Source organism: Patescibacteria group bacterium, assembly GCA_041651155.1.
Classification (GTDB): domain Bacteria; phylum Patescibacteriota; class Patescibacteriia; order CAIXNZ01; family CAIXNZ01; genus JAPLYF01.
Genome location: JBAZJU010000002.1, coordinates 171851 through 190066 on the forward strand (window position 1 = coordinate 171851; position 18216 = coordinate 190066).

Genomic DNA, 18216 nt, shown 5'->3' on the forward strand with positions numbered 1-18216 from the left:
AAAATTTATGCTCACCAAATCCGACCTTTTTTAAAATACACCCAATGCTACCGCTATGAAAAAAATGAATTTTATAACTATGGATACCATCAAGAAGTGTTTTGATTTAATTTTGCAAGGTAATAGAGACGATAGCCGCTTGGCTGCTCGCAGGGTAAGAAAGATATTATACAAATCGCAATGCAGTAAGAAGGATTACGAAAAAATTAAAAATATAATTGATAGCGCGCCAGATGACTACGCCCAAATTTCAGACGATTGGCGCCAGGAAAATTTTGTCGTGGCGATTTCAGTGATTTATTATTTGCATGATAAAGAAAATCAGCCAGATTTTCTTTTCCCCTGGTTTTTCCAGCTATTACAGCACCCGAATGGAGTTATCCGCTACGCGGCAGCGAGGATGATTATAAATGAAATAGGGCCATTGACTGTCCATATTCGTTTTCCTGATCACAAATCAATCTTTTACAGCGGATTAAAACCGGAAGAAGCTGATAATATTTTATATTCACTTTTTACACACTTAAATATATTATTGGCCAATTTGTGGCTGCCAAAATATAAAAAATATAAATATATTTCTTCTTTGCCGGTAAGCCCTTACAAATCAGTACAAATGGTCTTATCTGAATTAGAAGAATCCTGCGGGCAAAATACAATAAATCGTTTTGTTGATAGCATGAGGTTATTGAATAATGATATTAATGGTCAAAAATAACCTTAAGACTATTGATAAAGTTCATTTTATTAAATACACCAAATGCTACCGCTATTTGTTGATAAAAAATTTGACATAATGTTTTAGTGTGGTATAATAATACCACATTTTAAATTATTAAAAAAAATCTATGCAAAATGCTAATTTAAAAAAAATTGGCGCGCTTTTGAAAGAATTAAGGATGAAGCAAAATCTAAGCTTAAGGGATGTATGCAAAAAGGCCAATTACGACCCCAGCAATTGGAGCAAAATTGAAAGAGGCCTGATTTCTCCGCCCAGCGATGAGCCAACCCTGGGCCAATGGGCCAAGGCTTTAGGTTTGACCAAAGAAAGCAAAGAGTATTATGAATTTATTGACCTGGCCAATATTGCCCAGGGCATTATTCCCGATTATATTATGCAGGAAAAAGATTTAGTCAATGCTTTACCTGCCTTTTTCAGAACAGTCAGGAATGAAAAGCCGTCTAAAAAAGAGATTGACGACTTGATCAATCTGATTAAGAATAATTAAAAATGATGCAAATTCCATATTATAAAAATCAAGAGCTTAAACAAAAAGCAGATGAGTTTAGAATTAAGAATTGGGGCGATTCTGTCCCCGTTGAGATTGAACAGATCATTGAATCTAAGCTTGGGATTGGGATTATACCCATTCCTGGCTTATATAAACAATGCAATGCCGATGCCTTGATTTCTTCCGATTGGAAAACAATTTATGTGGATAATGATAATTATATTGATGATAGATATTATAACCGTTTGCGTTTTTCTTTAGCGCATGAAGTCGGCCATTTTATCCTGCATCAGGATTTATACGCTTCTTTTAATATTAAGAGTTTTGAAGATTTTTATAATATCATTGACCAGCTTAACAATGAATATGGAATAATAGAAGGCCATGCTAATCGTTTTGCTAATTTTTTGCTTGTGCCCAGAGAGAAGCTGGAAATTGAGAAAGAAAATGTCCTTAGGGACCATCCAGAAATAAAGAAATTTGATACTGCTACGGTTAATTCTTATTTGGCGATTCCTTTAGGTAAAATATTTAAGGTCTCTCAAGAGGTTGTGGAAATAAGCCTAAGCAATAATAAATAATTCATGCTCACCAAATCCGATTTTTTAAAATAAGGTCAGGATTGCTTTGCCCCTTTGGAGAGGCAGTGGATTATGAGATTGATTCAGTTGGTGTATAAGTTGTATGGGTTGAGGGAGGGGGAGGTGCGGGTGGAACAGTATAAACATAAACAAGAATACGAGTGGTTTTAAGTTTAATCTTAGCTTAAAAATGAAAGCTTGACAGCACTAGTATAATGTAATATACTAGAGCTATGGTTTTGTAATATAATCAAATAGATATGAATCAGGAATTAATTCAATATTTACAGCAGCAAATAAGAACGATTGACGAACGTTTGAATCGTTTTACGCATAGTATTGATGGGAAAAATCATCCCCGGCGTTTTATGTTTGTGAAATTAAATCAGTATGTCACTCAGTTTATAAATAAAACTGCGGATAACCGGCTGGTCATTGTCCCTGGTTTTCGGGGCGTGGGCAAAACAACTTTAATTGCTCAAATTTGCGCGGAGTATAAGGGCAAATTCAATAATATTTTATTTCTATCTGTTGAAGATGCTAAGAATTTATTTAATGCAGGCATCGCGGAATTAATGATTGCCTATGAAAATATTTTAGGGACTAATCTTGAAAGCGTGAAAGAGCCGACCTTGATTTTTTTAGATGAGATACAAAGCGATCCCAAATGGGCAATAACATTAAAATCATTATTTGAAAAAACTTCCAATGTCTTTTTTTGCTGCACGGGCTCGTCAGCAATAATTTTACAAACAACTACAAACCTCGCTCGCCGAGCTATTTTTGAAAAAATGCCGCCCATGTGTTTTACGGAATATGAAATGATAAAAAATAATATATTTCCGCCTAAATTAAAAGAGAAAATTAGGCAGGCTGTCTATTTTTCAAAAGATGCAAATGAGGCATATCACAACTTATTAGTTTTGCAGTCCCAAGTAAATCAATATTGGTCAAAAGTAAGTCGAGCTGATATTAAAGAATATTTATCTTACGGTACATTGCCTTTTTCCTTTATAATGCCGAATGAAACGGCTATCTATGATTCTATCTCGTTGCTTCTAGATAAAATTATTAAATTGGATTTGCCGGTCTTAGGCAGCTTTGATACCAACACGCTTGGTATGGTAAAAAGAATACTTTTTGCTATTGCAGAAAATGACACTACAAGTCTCAACTTTTTAGAAAAGACTTTTGGAATTAATCGCCTGACAATCGCTAATATTTTTGATGCTCTGGAAAAGGCAGAATTGCTGATAAAAATACCAGCGTATGGCTCAAATATGTCAGCTGCAAAAAAACCTAATAAATATCTCTTTATGACCCCGGCAATTAGAATGACGTTTTTTTATTTTACCGGCCAGGAAAATACATATTTGACCCGGCAAGGTAAATTACTGGAAGATTCTATAGGCTCGCATTTATATCGCGAGTTTATACTAAGGAAGGATGGCGCTATTCGTTATGATAGCGCGCAAGGCGGCGCTGATTTTATCCTGCAAATATTAAATAAAAAGCAGATTATTATTGAAGTGGGCATTGGTGCAAAAGATAAAAGGCAAATTATTAGCAGCATGAAAAAAATAAAATCAGATTATGGTTTGATATTCTCTGCATCAGAATTGAGCGCTGATCCGGCCTTAAATATCCTTTCTATTCCCCTTGATTATTATTTTTTAATGTAAAAATTAAAATTACAAACGAAGCAAAAACAAGGACAGAATATTATATTATTATTCTATGCCCACCAAATCCGACTTCTTAAAATACACTAGTTTAGTAAGACCAAAATTGCTTTGCCCCTTTAGGGAGGCAGTGGATTATGAGATTGATCAGTTAGTGTATAAACTTTACAATCTTACACCGGAGGAGGTTAAGATTGTGGAGGGAAAATAAATTTATGAGCATAGGTGATATGAGACAAATAAAAAATCAAATAATTAAGGAACCGAATCATGACGGTCATGCCACCCTTCGAGACCCTCAGGGTGACAATACTAGGCCATTTTCGCCCTTGACAGGTACTAAATAAAAGCTATAATCAGAATTAGGAGGTGAAGCATGGATATTACTGCTCATGTTTTTAGGTCTTTAGCTAAAATCCAACGTAATAATCCGCAATTGTTAATTAATGAGTGGGCAATAATTAGTCCTTTAGCTTGGGAAATACATGCCTGGTTTGATGCATTTTTCGGCTTACCTCCTTATGATGGTGTATATTCACTTTATTATCATCGGGAAGTAAGGCATCATCGTGAAGGAATTATTGAAGCAGTAAAAGTTTTTAGTCAAAGATTTGGGCAACGCTATGCTGATTTGATCGAAGAAATAGCAAAAGATCATGTTCGCGATGATTTTAACGAAATACCCAGCAGAGCAGAATGCAGTCTGCATTATTTAAATCAAAAAATGGGTTGGTAAAGGCGCTGATGAATATATTGGCGCTTTTTTCTTTGGGCAGAAATATGACCCCTGGCCACCGTAGGTGTCTTGATTTTTGGAAAGAAAATAATCTTTATCCTAAACTCTAAGCAAATAAGATAGCATTTCTGTACAGTGGCCTGGGTCAGATGTGATTTTCTAACTCTTGACTTTTTAGAAATTTTAGATTAAAATTTCTATGATAGAAAATCCTTTGATAAACCATTAACTTAGAGGAGGTAAATAATGGAAAATAACCGAAAATTTTGGTTGGCTTCTGCAATGATGATTGTTGGCGGTGCTGGGGTTTGCTACGGCTATCATTTGCCCTGGTATAGTTATTTCTTGCCGTTTTTAATGATCGCTTTTTTCTTTTTCTCATCCGAGAATGAAAAAAAACGCTGGGCCAAAGCCGTGGCTAAGTACGAAAATTTCATGGAATGGTCAAACCGCTATTTGGCATCTGCAAATAAATTTGTTGAGACTGGGCAGAAATATATTGAAAATGGAGAATATTTACTCGCTCTCTACCGCGAACAGGAGGGGTTACCCCAGGAAGAGGAGACATGGAGTGAGGCAACCAGAACCAAAATGGTTCAGCTCTATTTTCGCCTTAAAAAAATGGGTAAAATCACTTTCCATTAATTCTATAGCAACGTTCTGATTAAGTTCGGAACGTTTTTTTATTGGTAAAGACCGCTTGATTTCCGCTGAAATAAAGCATAAAATAAAGATAACAACCTTATAAAACTATGCCAATTCCTATTGAAAAAGATTTGACAAAAATAATAAAACTCCAAGAAAAATTAAAAAAAGTAGATGATCTGATTTTTATTATTATTGGTATTTTTTGTTTTCTAATTTTAGTGCAGCCGGCAATCAGCGAGCTATCGGTTAATAATTCCGGGATTATTAATATCTTCAGATACGACCCTACGGCTTACAATGATTTGCAGGAAAATATTTTAGGTACGGCAGTAATCATTAGCTTTATTGCCCTGTTTATTCTCTTTAATCTTCATTTCCGCATACGAAATCGCCTTGGTCAAACCGGTTTGGATAGTTTGGCTGAAAGATTAAGAAACTTTTTTAATCTGCCGCCTCAAGGAAAAAAATAATATTTAAAATAAATTTCGTGAAAATTGAAAATATTAAAAAAAATCTCGATCGCTATTGGCCTGTGAATGTCGTTATTTTAATCCTAGCGGGTTTTTTATTATATTTAGCTTTTACCAGAAGTGATTTAGTTATGGCCATATTGGCTGGTATTTTTATTGTGACTGAAATTATCATTCTGCTTGTTGTTGACCCCATGGTGAATTCTTTGGCCAAGAATGGAATGGATTATTCGCTATACATGCACATCATGGATTACGTCAAGATTAATTACCCCAGTCTGATTTTTTTAATCCTTTTATTATATATAATAATTCTTGAGTCTGGTGATCGACTGGCTAGCTTTTCGCCTCTGCACCAACAAATTCTCGAAGTTTTATTAATAGGAAGTTTTATATTTGCATCTGTAGTGAATTTTATAAACAGAAATCGGCATAAATAATTTAAAATAAATTTTATGAAAAAATATCTATTTTTAATCTCCATCTTAATTTTTTTAATCATTGGTTTGGTTATGGGTTATTATATTTTTAGCCCCAAACAAACCGGGCCTAAAATTGATTCCTTGATCATTTACAACAAACTGCAAAACCAGGGCTTTTTAGTGACCCAGGATTATGTGTCTGAGCAAAAAGTGACTATTGATAACACCACTGGCACCTGGTGGAAAGATCTGTTCTGGGGTCAGAAAATTACTGCTTCGTCAGTTTTGAAAGTCAGCTTGGGCGTGGATCTGCAAAAACTGCAGCCCCAAGATATTACTTCAGACAATAAAATTACTATTAATCTGCCGCCAATTGAGGTGCAAAGCGTGGAAGTATTGTGGGACATTATTTTGCAAAACAGTCAGGGCGTATTAAAGCGCTTATTAAATAATAATGATGGCTATAATCAGGCTCTGGCCCAGCTTAAAGACCAGGCCAAAGCAGCCGCGCTATCCCCAGATATCACCAGCCAAACCCAGGCCGCGACAATTACTGAGATTACTAAGCTGGTTAGGCTGATTGTGGGAGATAAGGATGTGGCGGTTAATTTTAGGAAATAATATTTTCCAATTACCAAAATCAGTTATCCGGAAATCCCGGATAGTAGACTAACTTAGTCGGATTTTCCTACATAGTGAACTGTTTCCATTTTGGAACAGGTTGAAATTAATTAAATAAAATTGAAAATAAAAAAAACAAAATAATACCAAAATCTAAAATTCAAAATTCAAAAATTGATATTAAATATTTGTGCTTTGAATTTATTTTGTCATTTGTGCTTTGTCTTTTGAATTTCAAATCAACCCTGCCCAATGGGCAGAAGATCGCAATAACCCCATTAACATAAAAAAATAATTAAATCCCTAAATATGCCAATAACCAATCGTTCTGACATTTACCCTGGCCTCAAAGTCGCCATTACCCTGAAAGAAGATCAAGGCACTGATATTTTAACTGAAGGAATAGTCCAAGATATTTTAACCAATAGCTCTGAACATCCCCGCGGGATAAAAGTGAGATTGACAGATGGACAGGTTGGCAGGGTGCAGGAGATTAGACAGCATAATTAAAATAATTCTGAGAAAAAAGGAACCCTGTGCTTGGCACAGGGTTTCTTGATGGAAATTTTTATTGGCTAGCCTATTTTTTTAACGATCGAGTTCGCCAGCAAGTTTATAGCCAAACCCAGGCCGCCACAGCCGATTATAATGAAAATTCCTCCAAATATTACTACCGCGAACTTTTGTCTGCTCAGCTCGTTATTGGGATAATGAAATAGGGTAATCAGTGTGATGACAAAGACTACCAGCGGGGAAAGTAGGCCTATTGGGAATGAGCCATATTCCCAAAAATTCCCGTAATCCCAATTTTGTTTGGCAGATTCATAGATACACCAGAGGCCAACGATCATGCCGGGTACAAAGCCCAAGAGCACAGATCTTCGGACGATCATGGCTTTAAATTCTTCAGGTACATGCTGATAACCTCCCACTACGCCGATGCTGGCTATAACATAGCCTTCAAGATAGTACATCGCAAAGCCAGTTAGGGCGCCAATCAGCGCTCCGTATATCCACGCCAGTGACTTGTGTTTCATGTACATCTCAAAACCTCCTTTGTTTGTATTTTTTTTACTCAATTACTCTAACTTAGCCCTATAATTTAATTTTGTCAAGCTCTGTGTGGCAAAAATTAAAGGTAAAATTGAGGTAGTAGATAATTAAATATTTTTATGAAAAAAATAATACCATTTGCAACAATTATTTATACAATTTTGGCTATCCTTATAACTTTAGTGATAATTTTTTATTTTTATTGTAGTAAAATTATTATTAATGAATGTCCAGGTTTTCTTTGTAGCAATCTTCAAAAAACTGCTATCTTTAAAAATATTCATAGCAGTTATTTTTGCAGTTTAGTGGGTGGCAAATGGTATTCATATAGTGATTGCACTGGTGTTGCGGGTTGCCAGGAAAGGCGAGTTTGTGCTGTTAAGTAAAACAAATAGATAATATTTTTCAAATTCAAAAAGCGCTCCGACGTACGTCGGAGCGCTTTTATATTAGAGTTCTTCCAAAAAACTGCAGACAAGAAAACGCGAGTAAGGAGTAATCTAGCCGGAGCCGGATTAAATCCTTTCTTACGTTCCCATGCTTATCGTGCCTGCAGATTTCTGGAAACAAATTTTAAATTTGTTTCCAAGAGTCGCTCAACTGTCAGTTGACTGTTTTCAGGGGGAATAAAAAGCAGCCAAGCTTTCAGTTAAGCGATATTTCAGTTTATCATAACCTGCTAAACTTGTCAAGAGGGTAAGTAAACCTTTTTATTTTGGCCCTAAAAGGGTCTCTTTGAGGCTAATTTTTGTTATTTTATCAACTTGTCAACTAGTCCGTATTTTAAGGCTTCGTCAGCGCTTAAAAAGAAATCACGGTCAGTGTCTTTATCAATTTTGGCAATTGGCTGGCTAGTGTGTTTGGCTAAAATTTCATTAAGCTTATCTTTGATTTTTAAGATATGTTCAGCCCTGATTTTAATGTCAGTGGCTTGGCCTTCTGCTCCGCCCATGACTTGATGCAACATGACTTCTGAATTGGGCAAGACTAATCTTTTACCTTTGGCGCCGGCAGCTAAAAGCACAGCAGCCATGGAAGCTGCAATGCCAATGCAAATCGTGGATACATCCGGCTTGATATATTGCATTGTGTCATAGATTGCCAAGCCGGCAGTGACAGAACCGCCCGGTGAATTAATGTATAATTTAATGTCAGCTTTTGGATCTTCACTGGCTAAAAAAAGCAGCTGGGCAATGACAGTGTTTGCCACTGCATCATTGATGGGCGAACCTAAAAAAATTATCCGTTCTTTTAAAAGGCGGGAATAAATATCATAGGCTCTTTCGCCATAGCTTGATTTTTCAATGACTGTGGGGACTAAAATAGAATTTTGAATTTCTTTTTGTTTAGACATAATATTTAGAATTATGATTTATGAATTATGAAATATTGATTTGATTTCAGATTTCAGATTTCGGAGCTTATTTAGTATAGCAGATAAAACAAAGTCTTTCCAGTCTGGATTATTTTGGGGTTTGGGGATTTTAAAGCCGGCAGCTTTTTTGTGGCCGCCGCCATTGAAAGCCTGAGCCAGACGGCTGACATCAATTTCATCTCTGGTTGTTCTTAAGCTGCCTTTAATAAAATGATCTTCTTCGCTTAAAACTAGGATAAAATCAGCTGTCTGCAAACTGCTTAAAAAATTAGCTAAGCCGTCAAAACTTTCTGCCGGCATTTTAAAATTAATAAGATCTTCCAATGTAACAGTAGTATAAGCAAAATTATATTCAGCATTATATTCAATGCGGTCAAGTAAATTGCCCCAAAGCTTTAAAGCGTCAAAGTTTTTATTGTGAGTAATATTTTCTATAATTTGGTTTATTCTGGCGCCAATTTTTAAAAGCTCTGCTGAGATTTTCAGGCTGGCCGTGGAGGTGGCTGCATTGGTAAAATTCGTGGTGTCAGTTAAAATGCCGGTCAAAAGATTAGTCGCCATGTACTTGTCAAGCGGAATTTTTAAAAAATTAAATAAATTGTAAACAATTTCACTGGTGGAAGAAGCTTGCGGAATTACCAGATTTAGCTGGCCGAAATTATCATTGCTGTGGTGATGGTCAATATTAATGATAACCTGGTTTTGGAGCTGTAATTTTTCAGCCAGACCTGTTCTTTTTAAATCACCGCAATCAATGGCAATAATCAGATCATGCTGAGCCAAATCAATTTTATTATAATCCCAGATTAGATTTTCAATTTTAGGCAAGAAATTGAAATAATCAGGCGGTTTGTTTTGGCAAAAGTATTGGTAGTGCTTGTTTTCATTTTCCAAAACCTGCAATAGCGCTAATGAGGCGCCGAGCGTGTCTCCGTCCGGATTTTCATGAGAGACTACCAGGGGATAACGAGAATCTTTGAGAGCTTGCCAAATTTTGGGAGCGACTTTTTTATAAATCATTTTTTTAAAATCAGAAAATTATGAATTTTCTAATTTATCACCCCTTATTTATTTCGTCAAGCAATTTGTCAACTTCAGTGGCAAAAATTTCCTGCTCGTCAATTTGAAAATTTAGATTAGGAATAAATTTTGTGGTCATCTGCCCTTGCAAGAATTTGCGCAGGTTTTGGCTGTTTTTCCTTAAAATTTCTAAGGCAGTGCCGCGATAGTGTTCGGGAAAAACAGTAATGAAAATCCTGCAGAATTTAAGATCAGGGCTGGTTTCAACCCTGGTGATTGTAACCAAAGAATTTGGCGTGAATTCCAGCTCCTTACTGATAATTTGGCTTAATTTTTGCCTAAGCAGTTCATTGATTTTTTCTATACGTAATGACATATGGTTAGAATTATGAAAGCTGAGAGCTGAATTCTGAATTGGGGTATTTGTCTGGCGGATTTTTAAAGCCCCAGCTTTGAGTTTATTAACTTATTGTACTATACATAGCCAAAACTTGACAACTTTTAGACCTAGTGTTAAGCTTAAACTAACAGAGAATTCCCGCTATGATTTAAAAAACTAATGAGAAAAATAGTGGGGTTGAATTATACTTCTTAATTTAATACTAATTTAATACAACTCGCCAAAAAAGACGAGAGGCGAGCTATTTTTTATGTCTACAAAAAAATCATTAGTAAAAACTCTCCCTAAAATGGGGGAGAGGAGGTTTTTAGCTTCTTTTAAGGAAGTTTTACCATTACCTGATTTAGTAGAAATTCAAAAAACTTCTTATGACTGGTTTTTAAAGCAAGGTTTAAGGGAACTCTTTGATGAAATCTCTCCGATCAAAGATTTTGGCGGCCGCAACCTTGAACTCTCTTTTAAAGACTATTACTTAGACGAACCAAAGTTTGACGAAAAAACATCAAGACAGAAAAACATAACCTTTGAAGCGCCATTGCGCGTCAAGGCCGTTTTGATTAACAAAAAAGATAAAGGCAAGAAAGAACAGGAAATTTATTTGGGCGATTTCCCGATCATGACTAATCGCGGCACCTTTATTATTAATGGCATTGAAAGAGCCGTGGTTTCCCAGATTATCAGGTCAGCAGGCGTGTTTTTTACTTCCAATTACCTGCGCGGCAAAAGATTTTATGGCGCCAAAATAATTCCAAACAGAGGCGCCTGGCTGGAAATTGAAACTGATAGTAACAATGTTTTGTGGGTAAAGATAGACCGCAAAAGAAAAGTCGCTGTCACTGCTTTACTGCGGGCTTTTGGCTTTTCTGGCGATGAAGAAATTTTAAATTTATTTAAAGATGCTGATACGAATCCCGGAGTTAAATATATCCAAAGCACTTTAGAAAAAGATATTTCCAAAAATCAGGACGAAGGCTTGATTGAAGTTTATAAAAGAATCAGGCCGGGTGATCTAGCCACTGCAGATAATGCAAAATCTTTGATTTATTCAATGTTTTTTAGATTTGAGCGTTATGATTTTTCCAAAGTCGGCCGCTATAAAATCAACCAAAGGTTTAATTATGATATTCCCAACACACCTGAAACCAGAATTTTGAGGCGCGAAGATTTAATTGATATTATCAAAGAAATAATTCGTCTGAATAATACCCAGGCTGATCCTGATGATATTGATCATTTATCAAACCGCAGGATCAGAGCTGTCGGTGAATTAATTCAAAACAAATTCAGAATCGGTTTGGCGCGCATGGAAAGAATTGTGCGCGATAAAATGAGCACTATTGATATTGAATCAATGACGCCTGGCAAATTAGTTAATGCCAAGCCAGTCATGGGCGTGGTAAAAGAATTTTTCATGTCTTCTCAGCTTTCACAATTTATGGATCAGACCAATCCTTTGGCAGAGCTTGAGCACAAAAGAAGAATTTCAGCCATGGGTCCCGGCGGTTTATCGCGCGAAAGAGCAGGCTTTGAAGTGCGTGATGTGCATACCACCCATTATGGCAGAATCTGTCCGATTGCCACGCCTGAAGGACCAAATATTGGCTTGGTCGGCCATTTGGCCAGCTATGCCAAAGTCAATGAATATGGTTTTATTGAAACGCCATATCGTCCGGTTGAAAGAATTGCTGAAGAAGAAATCAAAGATCCTGAAACAAATAAAGTAATTATTAAAAAAGGCCAGGTAATACCCAAAGTGATTATTGATAAATTAAGGGCTAAAAATATACCTTTCAAAGCCAAAGCCAGAGTGACTGATACGCATCTTTATTTAAATGCTTTGCAAGAAGAAAGATCAATCACTACTGCGGCCACTACGCCAATTGATGACCAGGGCTATTTTAAATTAGAAAAAGCAGAAGTTAGAAAGTTTGGCAAACCTGACGTGGAATCAGTTGAGCAGATAGATTATATGGATGTGGCCTCAAACCAAATTATCAGCGTTTCTACCTCCTGCATTCCATTTTTAGAACATGATGATGCGGTCAGAGCCTTGATGGGCACAAACATGCAACGTCAGGCAGTGCCTTGCATTCGTCCGGTGCCGCCTTTAGTCGGAACTGGCATCGAAGCCATGGCGGCTTTTTATTCCGGCCACATCGCGATTAGCGAAGTTAATGGCAAGGTCACCAAAGCTGATGGCGGCCAGATTGAACTTTTGGGCGACAATGGCGAGATAAAATATTTTGATTTGAATAAATTTGAAAGATCAAATGCTTCCACTTGCATTAACCAGCATCCGATTGTAAATGTTGGAGACAGAGTTAAAAAAGGGCAAATACTTTCTGACGGGCCGGCCATTAGCGAAGGCGAGCTGTCTTTGGGCCAAAATGTTTTGGTGGCGTTTATGGCTTGGGGAGGCTACAATTATGAAGATGCAATTGTGCTTTCAGAAAGAGTGGTCCAAAAAGATTATTATACTTCTATTCATATAGAAAATTATCAAGTTGAAGTCCGTGAAACAAAATTAGGTCCGGAAGTTGTGACAGCTGATATTCCCAATATCGGCGAAGAAAAATTAAACAATTTAGATGAAACCGGCATTATCCGCATCGGAGCAGAAGTTGCTTCCGGCGATATTTTAGTCGGCAAAATTACGCCTAAAGGTGAAACAGAGCTTTCGGCTGAGGAAAAATTATTAAGGGCGATTTTCGGCGAAAAGGCCAGGGATGTGAGAGACAGCTCATTATATCTGGAACACGGCGATCATGGAAAAGTGATTGATATTAAAATATTTTCTCAGGAAAAAGGCGACAAATTATCGCCAGGCGTGACCCAGATGGTTCAGGTTTCAGTGGCTGATTTGCGCAAAGTCCAGGTGGGCGATAAAATGGCTGGCCGCCACGGCAACAAAGGCATTATTTCTAAGATTGTGTCGGTTGAAGATATGCCGTTTTTGGAAGATGGCACGCCAATTGATATTATTTTAAGTCCTTTGGGCGTTGTCTCCCGTATGAACCTGGGCCAGATTTTAGAAACACATTTAGGCTTGGCTGTTAAAAAATTAGGCTTTAAAATTGCCAGCCCGGTTCTCTTTGGCGTCCACGAAGAACAGATAAAAGAATTGCTGGTTGAAGCAGGCTATCCATCAGACGGCAAACTAACATTATTTGACGGCAAGACTGGAGAGCCTTTTTCCCAAAAAGTCACGATTGGCCAGAAATATATGCTGAAATTAAATCACATGGTTGAAGATAAAATTCATCAAAGATCAATCGGCCCATATTCTTTAATCACTCAGCAGCCTTTGGGAGGCAAAGCCCAATTTGGCGGCCAACGCTTTGGCGAAATGGAAGTCTGGGCTTTAGAAGGCTATGGCGCCGCTCATACTTTGCAGGAAATATTAACCATTAAATCAGATGATGTGCCAGGCCGTTCCAAAGCCTATGAATCAATTATTAAAGGCGAGCCGATTAAGAAATTAAATATCCCAGAATCTTTTAATGTCTTAGTCAGAGAATTAAAGGGCCTTGGTTTGGACGTGGAACTGCTCAAGGATGGGGAGCCGATTACTGAACCAAGGAAAAAAACAGGCAAAAGAGGCGAAGAAGAAATTTAATTACATATTATTAAATATTTAATTTTAAAATAATGATTTTCAATCAAACTAAACCATTGGATTTTGATGCCATTAGATTGAAATTAGCTTCACCTGAAGTCATAAGAAATTGGTCTTATGGCGAAGTTACCAAGCCAGAAACCATAAATTACAGAACGCAAAAGCCTGAAAAGGACGGTCTTTTTTGCGAGAAAATTTTCGGTCCTTCCAAGGATTGGGAGTGTTATTGCGGCAAATACAAAAAGATAAGGTATAAAGGCATTGTTTGCGACAAGTGCGGAGTTGAGGTTACTCATTCTATTGTCAGGCGCGAACGAATGGGCCATATTGACCTGGCAGCGCCGTCTTCTCACATCTGGTTTTTGCGCGGAGTGCCTTCACGCCTAGGTTTAGTTTTGGATATTTCTGCTCAGAATTTAGAAAAAGTCATTTATTTTGCCAGCTTTATCGTCACCAAGGTTGATGAAAATTTAAAAACCCAGGCTTTGGAATCTTTGCGTGCAGAATTTAAAACCAAGAAAAAACAACTGGAAAGCAATTTTAAAAATCAGCTTAATCAGCTTAAAAATAATAAGGATTTAAAACCCAAGGAAAGAGACCAAAAGATCATTGCCTTAAGCAAGGCTAAAGATTTGGATGTTAAAGAATTAGAAAAGGAATTTGCCAAGACAGAAATTGATTTGAAGGATTTAAAAAGAAAAAAAATAATTTCAGAAGATGTTTATCAGGATTTGTCTCTGAAATTCGGGCATATTTTTGAAGCTGGCATCGGCGCTGAAGCAATCCGGGATTTGCTGATCAAAATAGACATGGATAAATTAAGCAAAGAACTGGATGCGGAAAAGGAAGAAGCAATGGGCGCTAAAAAAGAGAGAATCATTAAGAGGGTAAAATTGATAAAAAATTTAGTTAAAAATAAAATCAAGCCGGAATGGATGATTATGACTGCTATTCCGGTTATTCCTCCGGATTTGAGGCCAATGGTGCCTTTGGATGGCGGACGTTTTGCGACTTCAGATTTGAATGATTTATACCGCCGGGTCATCAATCGCAACAACCGTTTAAAAAAATTAAAAGAATTAAACGCGCCGGAAGTTATTGTCCGCAATGAAAAAAGAATGCTCCAAGAAGCGGTTGACGCTTTAATTGATAATAGCGCCAGACATTCCAAGACAACCACTGCTTCAACCGGACAAAAAAGACAATTAAAATCAATCGCTGATATCTTGAAAGGCAAGCAGGGCCGTTTTAGACAAAATTTATTAGGCAAACGCATAGATTATTCCGGACGCAGCGTTATCGTGGTTGGGCCTGATTTGAAACTGGATCGCTGCGGATTGCCCAAAAGAATGGCTTTGGAATTATTTAAGCCTTTTGTGATCAGCCAATTAATAAAACGAGAATTTTTGCATAATATCAGGAGCGCAAATCGTTTTATTGAAAGCAGCCGGCCAGAGGTCTGGGACATTTTAGAAGAAGTGGTCAAAGATGCCCACGTACTTTTAAATCGCGCTCCAACTTTGCACCGTTTGGGCATTCAGGCTTTTCAGCCGGTTCTGATTGAAGGCAAGGCTATCCAGCTCCATCCTTTGGTCTGCTCTGCATTTAATGCTGATTTTGACGGAGATCAAATGGCTGTCCACGTGCCTTTAACTGAATTGGCCAAACAAGAAGCCAAAGAAATAATGCTCTCAGCGAAAAATTTATTAAAGCCAGCCACAGGCAATCCTATTTCCACGCCTAAAATGGATATTGTCTGGGGTTGCTATTATATGACTTCTATTGAAGATGTCAGAGAAACACCAAAGGTTTTTTCCTCATTTAGCCAGGCTATTTTGGCTTATAAATCAAACGTTATAACTTTACGAGAGAAGATAAATGTCAGAGAGATTCTGCCAGGCAAGAAAAAGCCGGAAATTATTGAAACCAATGTGGGTAGAATATTTTTCAACCAGCTTTTGCCCAAAGAATTGCCTTATTATAATGATCAGATCACAACTAAAAATTTAGGCGAATTGATCAAATATGTTTTAGAAATTTTGGGCAGGGAAAAAACAGCCAAGCTTTTGGATGACATTAAAGATTTGGGTTTTTATTACCTGACTTTAAGCGGTTATTCCTGGGGCATGGATGATTTGCCATTTTTGCCGGAAAAAGCCGCGATTATTAAAGAAGGCGACAGCATGATTGACCAAATCAACGAACAATATCAGCAAGGCCTTTTAACTAAAAGTGAAAAGCATTCAAAAATTATTGAAGTTTGGACAGGAATTAAAGATCGGATTGTGCAAATCGGCAAAGATAATTTAGATAAGAAAGGTCCGGTTTTTTCCATGGTAACAGCAGGCGCCCGCGGTTCTTGGGGGCAAGTTACTCAGATGGTGGGTATGAAAGGCTTGGTCTCTAATCCATCCGGTGAAATTATTGAATTGCCAGTCAAAGGCAGCTTTAAAGAAGGCTTTGATGTTTTGGAATATTTTATTTCAACTCATGGCTCCCGCAAAGGCTTATCAGATACTGCTTTAAGAACAGCTAACGCCGGTTATCTGACCCGCCGTTTGGTTGATGTGGCGCAAGACGTGGTGATTACAGAAGAGGATTGCGGCGACCGCAAAGGCTTGCTCTATACAAAAAAAGACAGTGAAGTCATTGGCGTTAATCTTTTGGATCGTGTCTGGGGCAGAGTCTGCATGGAAAAAATCGTCCATCCCAAAACCAATGAAGTTATTGTAGAAAAAAACGGCTTAATTACTGAAGCTGTTGTCAGAAAATTGAAAGATGTGGATTTAGAACAAATAACAGTGCGCTCTGTTTTAAGCTGTCGGCTGACCAAAGGCGTGTGCGCTAAATGTTACGGCTATGATTTGGGCTATAACGAGCAAGTTAAATTAGGCGTGGCCATTGGCATTATTGCTGCTCAAAGCATTGGCGAACCCGGCACCCAATTAACCATGAGAACTTTCCATACTGGCGGTGTGGCTGGCGCTGATATTACTCAGGGCTTGCCCAGAGTTGAAGAATTATTTGAAGCACGTCCTCCAAAAAATAAGGCGTTTATCGCTGAAGAAGATGGTATTGTTTCCATTTCTGAAGCGGCTCGCAAAGTAGAAGATCAAAAAGGCAATATTTTATTGAATACAGCCTATGGCCAGAAGATTTTAAAAATAAAATTTGATGATCTTGAAGATGATCTTTATCAGCTCAAGGGCAAGGATCTTTCAGTCAAAGTTAAAGAAGGCGACAAGGTCAAGAAGAATGAGCTTCTCTTTAAAACAAGCAAAGATGAAATTCGGGCAAAAAGAGCCGGCTTGGTTAAGCTCACAGACAAGTCAATTAAAGTCGTGGCTAGCGTAGAAAAAGAAAAAGAATATTTAATTCCGCCGGGCTATCGCGTCTGGGTAAAAGAAGGTGATTTTGTGAAAAAAGGCGATCAACTGACAGAAGGCAGTCTGGATCTTCATCAGCTTTATAAACTCAAAGGCAAAGATGAAGTTAAAAAATATATTGTGAAAGAAATTCAATACATTTATGCTTCACAAGGCCAGAGATTAAATGAAAAGCACATTGAGGTTATAATCAGGCAGTTATTTTCCCGCGCCTTGGTTAAAGATGCCGGCGATACCAATTTGATGCCTAGTGAAATCGTGGAAAAAGCTGAACTAGATGAAGCTAATAAGGAAATGGGCAAATCAAACGGTAAAGAAGCAACTGCTGATGAATTATTTTTAGGCATCACTAAGGTTTCTTTATCAACCCGCAGTTTCCTGTCAGCAGCTTCTTTCCAAGAAACTTCACGTGTCTTAATTAACGCAGCGATTACTGGCAAAATTGATAGATTAGAAGGCTTGAAAGAAAATGTGATTATTGGCCGGTTGATTCCAGCTGGAACCGGTTTTAGATATAAAGGCAAAAAAGAAGAAGAATAATCAAAAAACTTACTTAAGATAAAAAACTCTCCCTGCGATTGCGGGGAGAGTTTTTTTAATTTTAAATTTTAAATAACCAATTTTTAATCAATTTCTAATGCTATAATTTTAAATTTAAACTTTTAGACTGCATTATAAATTTCAAATTTTCACTTTAAAATTTTGTTAATTTTAGATAACAAAATTATCATATTAAGTAAAAATCATGCTAATTTTAGCCATAATCGCTAAATTAGCTCTTGACAACTCCGTTTAGATATGCTATTATGTTTAATTACGCTAAAAAAATGAAATTAAGCTAAAAGAGTGCTGAATTCAACCTTCTAGCGCAAAATTAATGAATAAGTAATTTTGAGAAAATTTCATCAGGTTTGTAAAAACCAAGTGTTTTTCTTGGGCGATCATTCAGAAGATCCTGCACATGTTGAATTTCT

General features: G+C 37.1%; 17 protein-coding genes. 13 read left to right on the forward strand and 4 right to left on the reverse strand.

The window, feature by feature from the left end; all coding sequences use genetic code 11:
• Positions 1–79 precede the first annotated feature (79 nt).
• The 10 genes from WC460_02935 (at position 80) to WC460_02980 (ending at position 6902) form a co-directional block, all read left to right on the forward strand.
• Complete coding sequence (locus WC460_02935; GenBank protein ID MFA5188289.1) at positions 80–718, forward strand: hypothetical protein; 639 nt, start codon at positions 80–82, stop codon at positions 716–718.
• 130 nt (positions 719–848) lie between these two features.
• Positions 849–1229 (forward strand): helix-turn-helix transcriptional regulator, encoded by a 381-nt coding sequence (locus WC460_02940; GenBank protein MFA5188290.1) that lies wholly within the window; start codon positions 849–851, stop codon positions 1227–1229.
• A gap of 2 nt (positions 1230–1231) precedes the next feature.
• Positions 1232–1813 carry an ImmA/IrrE family metallo-endopeptidase gene (locus WC460_02945; protein ID MFA5188291.1) on the forward strand — a complete coding sequence of 194 codons (582 nt, stop codon included), beginning with the start codon at positions 1232–1234 and terminating at the stop codon, positions 1811–1813.
• Between the two features lie 260 nt (positions 1814–2073).
• Entirely contained in the window at positions 2074–3495 is a 1422-nt protein-coding gene (locus WC460_02950) for an AAA family ATPase (GenBank protein MFA5188292.1), read from the forward strand.
• Positions 3496–3871: 376 nt separating this feature from the next.
• Positions 3872–4231 carry a hypothetical protein gene (locus WC460_02955; protein ID MFA5188293.1) on the forward strand — a complete coding sequence of 120 codons (360 nt, stop codon included), beginning with the start codon at positions 3872–3874 and terminating at the stop codon, positions 4229–4231.
• A 246-nt stretch (positions 4232–4477) separates the two neighbouring features.
• Positions 4478–4876, forward strand: coding sequence for a hypothetical protein (locus WC460_02960; protein ID MFA5188294.1), 399 nt, complete (start codon positions 4478–4480; stop codon positions 4874–4876).
• Positions 4877–4983: 107 nt separating this feature from the next.
• A complete protein-coding gene (locus WC460_02965; protein MFA5188295.1) occupies positions 4984–5349 on the forward strand; it encodes a hypothetical protein in 366 nt (121 codons plus the stop codon).
• Positions 5350–5366: 17 nt separating this feature from the next.
• On the forward strand, positions 5367–5789 hold the full coding sequence (locus WC460_02970) for a hypothetical protein (protein ID MFA5188296.1): 423 nt from the start codon (positions 5367–5369) through the stop codon (positions 5787–5789).
• 15 nt (positions 5790–5804) lie between these two features.
• Entirely contained in the window at positions 5805–6392 is a 588-nt protein-coding gene (locus WC460_02975) for a DUF4230 domain-containing protein (GenBank protein ID MFA5188297.1), read from the forward strand.
• A 309-nt stretch (positions 6393–6701) separates the two neighbouring features.
• A complete protein-coding gene (locus WC460_02980; GenBank protein ID MFA5188298.1) occupies positions 6702–6902 on the forward strand; it encodes a YwbE family protein in 201 nt (66 codons plus the stop codon).
• A gap of 65 nt (positions 6903–6967) precedes the next feature.
• Here the strand turns inward: WC460_02980 and WC460_02985 are convergent, their stop codons facing one another.
• A complete protein-coding gene (locus WC460_02985; GenBank protein MFA5188299.1) occupies positions 6968–7429 on the reverse strand; it encodes a hypothetical protein in 462 nt (153 codons plus the stop codon).
• A 135-nt stretch (positions 7430–7564) separates the two neighbouring features.
• Here WC460_02985 and WC460_02990 point away from each other — a divergent pair, with 135 nt between their 5' ends.
• Positions 7565–7831 carry a hypothetical protein gene (locus WC460_02990; GenBank protein ID MFA5188300.1) on the forward strand — a complete coding sequence of 89 codons (267 nt, stop codon included), beginning with the start codon at positions 7565–7567 and terminating at the stop codon, positions 7829–7831.
• A gap of 365 nt (positions 7832–8196) precedes the next feature.
• Here the strand turns inward: WC460_02990 and clpP are convergent, their stop codons facing one another.
• Genes clpP through WC460_03005 form a run of 3 tightly spaced genes read right to left on the reverse strand, consistent with a single transcriptional unit; the run spans position 8197 to position 10216 of the window.
• On the reverse strand, positions 8197–8799 hold the full coding sequence (clpP, locus tag WC460_02995; GenBank protein MFA5188301.1) for an ATP-dependent Clp endopeptidase proteolytic subunit ClpP: 603 nt from the start codon (positions 8797–8799) through the stop codon (positions 8197–8199).
• A gap of 18 nt (positions 8800–8817) precedes the next feature.
• Positions 8818–9840 (reverse strand): bifunctional oligoribonuclease/PAP phosphatase NrnA, encoded by a 1023-nt coding sequence (locus WC460_03000; protein ID MFA5188302.1) that lies wholly within the window; start codon positions 9838–9840, stop codon positions 8818–8820.
• Positions 9841–9877: 37 nt separating this feature from the next.
• On the reverse strand, positions 9878–10216 hold the full coding sequence (locus WC460_03005; protein MFA5188303.1) for a ribosome-binding factor A: 339 nt from the start codon (positions 10214–10216) through the stop codon (positions 9878–9880).
• 274 nt (positions 10217–10490) lie between these two features.
• Here WC460_03005 and WC460_03010 point away from each other — a divergent pair, with 274 nt between their 5' ends.
• Both WC460_03010 and rpoC read left to right on the forward strand, forming a co-directional pair.
• Complete coding sequence (locus tag WC460_03010) at positions 10491–13856, forward strand: DNA-directed RNA polymerase subunit beta (protein MFA5188304.1); 3366 nt, start codon at positions 10491–10493, stop codon at positions 13854–13856.
• 32 nt (positions 13857–13888) lie between these two features.
• The gene (rpoC, locus tag WC460_03015) at positions 13889–17782 is read left to right on the forward strand and encodes a DNA-directed RNA polymerase subunit beta' (GenBank protein ID MFA5188305.1); all 3894 of its coding nucleotides are present in this window, start codon (positions 13889–13891) and stop codon (positions 17780–17782) included.
• Positions 17783–18216: the final 434 nt, after the last annotated feature.

What these genes read in the sequence shown, in the direction of transcription:
- WC460_02935 (MFA5188289.1), top strand. Translation starts at nt 80, where the DNA reads ATGGATACCATCAAGAAGTGTTTTGATTTAATTTTGCAAGGTAATAGA.
- WC460_02940 (MFA5188290.1), top strand. Translation starts at nt 849, where the DNA reads ATGCAAAATGCTAATTTAAAAAAAATTGGCGCGCTTTTGAAAGAATTA.
- WC460_02945 (MFA5188291.1), top strand. Translation starts at nt 1,232, where the DNA reads ATGATGCAAATTCCATATTATAAAAATCAAGAGCTTAAACAAAAAGCA.
- WC460_02950 (MFA5188292.1), top strand. Translation starts at nt 2,074, where the DNA reads ATGAATCAGGAATTAATTCAATATTTACAGCAGCAAATAAGAACGATT.
- WC460_02955 (MFA5188293.1), top strand. Translation starts at nt 3,872, where the DNA reads ATGGATATTACTGCTCATGTTTTTAGGTCTTTAGCTAAAATCCAACGT.
- WC460_02960 (MFA5188294.1), top strand. Translation starts at nt 4,478, where the DNA reads ATGGAAAATAACCGAAAATTTTGGTTGGCTTCTGCAATGATGATTGTT.
- WC460_02965 (MFA5188295.1), top strand. Translation starts at nt 4,984, where the DNA reads ATGCCAATTCCTATTGAAAAAGATTTGACAAAAATAATAAAACTCCAA.
- WC460_02975 (MFA5188297.1), top strand. Translation starts at nt 5,805, where the DNA reads ATGAAAAAATATCTATTTTTAATCTCCATCTTAATTTTTTTAATCATT.
- WC460_02980 (MFA5188298.1), top strand. Translation starts at nt 6,702, where the DNA reads ATGCCAATAACCAATCGTTCTGACATTTACCCTGGCCTCAAAGTCGCC.
- WC460_02985 (MFA5188299.1), bottom strand. Translation starts at nt 7,429, where the DNA reads ATGAAACACAAGTCACTGGCGTGGATATACGGAGCGCTGATTGGCGCC.
- WC460_02990 (MFA5188300.1), top strand. Translation starts at nt 7,565, where the DNA reads ATGAAAAAAATAATACCATTTGCAACAATTATTTATACAATTTTGGCT.
- clpP (MFA5188301.1), bottom strand. Translation starts at nt 8,799, where the DNA reads ATGTCTAAACAAAAAGAAATTCAAAATTCTATTTTAGTCCCCACAGTC.
- WC460_03000 (MFA5188302.1), bottom strand. Translation starts at nt 9,840, where the DNA reads ATGATTTATAAAAAAGTCGCTCCCAAAATTTGGCAAGCTCTCAAAGAT.
- WC460_03005 (MFA5188303.1), bottom strand. Translation starts at nt 10,216, where the DNA reads ATGTCATTACGTATAGAAAAAATCAATGAACTGCTTAGGCAAAAATTA.
- WC460_03010 (MFA5188304.1), top strand. Translation starts at nt 10,491, where the DNA reads ATGTCTACAAAAAAATCATTAGTAAAAACTCTCCCTAAAATGGGGGAG.
- rpoC (MFA5188305.1), top strand. Translation starts at nt 13,889, where the DNA reads ATGATTTTCAATCAAACTAAACCATTGGATTTTGATGCCATTAGATTG.